Consider the following 1,313-nt stretch of genomic DNA (forward strand, 5'->3'; position numbering starts at 1 on the left):
TGTCTTAACCCCCTGAATGGCTGGACAAAATTGTAAAAACAGTTTAGTCCTACTACATTCAGAAATCATGAGCAAACTAAGGCGGAGTTTTACTCCCGAAGACCGCTACTCCATTGTTCAGGAGGCCATCCGCGACGGCCATACCGAGACTTGTCGCAAGTATAATCTATCCTCTTCGCTACTGCGTAAATGGAGATTGAAGTATTTGAGCAAAGGCAAAGAAGGTCTGAAAGATTCCTATATACGCGTCGATCCTCAGCTTCGAGTGCTCGAAGAGGAAAACGAACGCCTGAAGCGAATTGTGGCAAAACAAGCGCTGGAACTGGAGATCAAGAGTGAATTACTAAAAAAAACGCCTATTCACTCCAGGAGAAGCTAACGCTCATGAAACAGTTCGAAAATCAAGTTAGTCGTACCCTGTTATGCCAGTGGCTTAACGTGTCTCGGAGCGTGTCTTACTACCAACCTCAATCAGGTAGGCGTGGAGCACAACCCAGCCAGGTAACCATGAAACTGGACGGATCGTGGGTGGATAATCAACTGGTAGTGATCAGTATTCGACAATTGTTGGATGTTGAGTTCAATGCTCTTGGCTACGAATACATTACCCACGAGTTGAAAAAAGAGTACCTCATCAACAAGAAGAAGGCGGCCGCCGCGCGGTATATCGGCTCATGCAAGAGCATAATTTACTTCTGGGCAAAATAATCCGACCGACGGGCAAGCGGGAATTTGTTAAATTCAGACGAATTGTAGCGACCAAGCCCTTGGAATACCTGTGCTGGGACATCAAATACGTCTGGGTGAAAGGGGAACGGCGGAATTACTATCTGTTGAGCGTCATTGATGTGTATAGCCGTAAAATTCTGGACTGGCTGTTTCAAAGCAGTATTCGTCAGATCGACTTAATCAATCTTTTTCGACGAATAAATCGGAGTCATGAACTGAAAGGCGTCATTTTGCGCAATGACAATGGCAGTCAATTCATTGCTCACTCTGTACGTAACTTTTTGAAAAGCTCCGAGATCAAACAGGACGGGGGCGCCCGTGCGCTTCACTCATGTGGCCACCCCTGAAGAGAACTCGTACATTGAAGCTTTTCATAGCGTTCTAGAACACGATGTCATTGAGCGAAATGAGTTTGCCAGCTATTATGAAGCCAAAGAAATGTTAGGGCGTTATTTTTCCCATTACAACTATCATCGGCTTCACCGTTCGATTGGTTTTATAACACCCCAGCAAAAATGGGAAGAAGCACAGGTACTTTACGACACAACCTTTTCAGAAAATCTGTCCAGTTAATAGGGGGCTAA

4 protein-coding genes are annotated in these 1,313 nt (G+C 45.2%); all 4 read left to right on the top strand.

Annotated elements, in window-relative coordinates:
• Window positions 1–67: 67 nt before the first annotated feature.
• The 4 genes from ACYVJM_RS32060 to ACYVJM_RS32075 all read left to right on the top strand — a co-directional run bounded on the left by ACYVJM_RS32060 (window position 68) and on the right by ACYVJM_RS32075 (window position 1,302).
• Complete coding sequence (locus tag ACYVJM_RS32060) at window positions 68–379, top strand: transposase (protein ID WP_461152202.1); 312 nt, start codon at window positions 68–70, stop codon at window positions 377–379.
• 128 nt (window positions 380–507) lie between these two features.
• Complete coding sequence (locus tag ACYVJM_RS32065; RefSeq protein WP_461152203.1) at window positions 508–708, top strand: hypothetical protein; 201 nt, start codon at window positions 508–510, stop codon at window positions 706–708.
• A complete protein-coding gene (locus ACYVJM_RS32070) occupies window positions 675–1,076 on the top strand; it encodes a DDE-type integrase/transposase/recombinase (RefSeq protein WP_461152204.1) in 402 nt (133 codons plus the stop codon). Before ACYVJM_RS32065 ends, ACYVJM_RS32070 begins: the two co-directional genes overlap by 34 nt.
• Complete coding sequence (locus ACYVJM_RS32075; protein ID WP_461152205.1) at window positions 1,063–1,302, top strand: integrase core domain-containing protein; 240 nt, start codon at window positions 1,063–1,065, stop codon at window positions 1,300–1,302. Before ACYVJM_RS32070 ends, ACYVJM_RS32075 begins: the two co-directional genes overlap by 14 nt.
• Window positions 1,303–1,313: the final 11 nt, after the last annotated feature.

It is taken from the genome of Spirosoma pulveris, from assembly GCF_054781875.1.